Here is a 571-nt window from a genome sequence, read left to right as displayed (position 1 = left end):
TTTTTAGCTTGAACTGACAGAAGCCTCTCACTTACCGCGATAGCGGAAGTGATGAGATGAATGACAGGGTGATGAGGAGTCCCACCCCCGACCAATAACGACTATCACTCGTTGAGAGAGTGGGGTGGGCGACGAATCGCCAAACTTTGAACTAAGGTTCTTAACGCTTCAGACATCGGAATATCTAAAGACTCCGCGAAATCCTTTAAAAGCCCCAACTCTCTATCATTAAGCCTTGTTTCAACTCTGTGTTTTCTTGACATAATTACGACAATTCGCCGTAACTATGATATACTGATTTTGTACAGGTTTAACTAACCGCTTCCTGTACGCTGAACCTTGAAAACTCAGAGTATGGGGTTCTACCCAGTAATAGACACTTCTGTGTCGCCACTGTGGGTAGGTAAAACTCTGACAGTACAAAGGTGTTGAACATTTTTTGTACTTGTTCAACTGCGCGGAGGGGCATCTCGTGCAGTATAAACAAAGCTCAGTTAATGTCCGACGGGATACCGGGAGTCGCTGAGAAGCCCACACTGTATTGCTTGCAATCAGTGTGGGAGTATGTCAC

General features: G+C 45.4%; 1 protein-coding gene. It reads right to left on the bottom strand.

Features of this window, described 5'->3' with window-relative positions; genetic code table 11:
• Window positions 1-104: 104 nt before the first annotated feature.
• Window positions 105-263, bottom strand: a complete 159-nt coding sequence (locus A3775_RS24135; RefSeq protein WP_156481596.1) for a hypothetical protein — start codon at window positions 261-263, stop codon at window positions 105-107.
• Between the last annotated feature and the right edge of the window lie 308 nt (window positions 264-571).

The sequence above is a fragment of the Anabaena sp. 4-3 genome (assembly GCF_001597745.1).
Classification (GTDB): domain Bacteria; phylum Cyanobacteriota; class Cyanobacteriia; order Cyanobacteriales; family Nostocaceae; genus Trichormus.
The sequence above is the reverse complement of the archived record's forward strand: the minus strand, read 5'-3'. Positions and strand labels throughout refer to the sequence as shown.

Coding starts and splice junctions, on each gene's coding strand:
- A3775_RS24135 (WP_156481596.1), bottom strand. CDS start 263: ATGTCAAGAAAACACAGAGTTGAAACAAGGCTTAATGATAGAGAGTTG.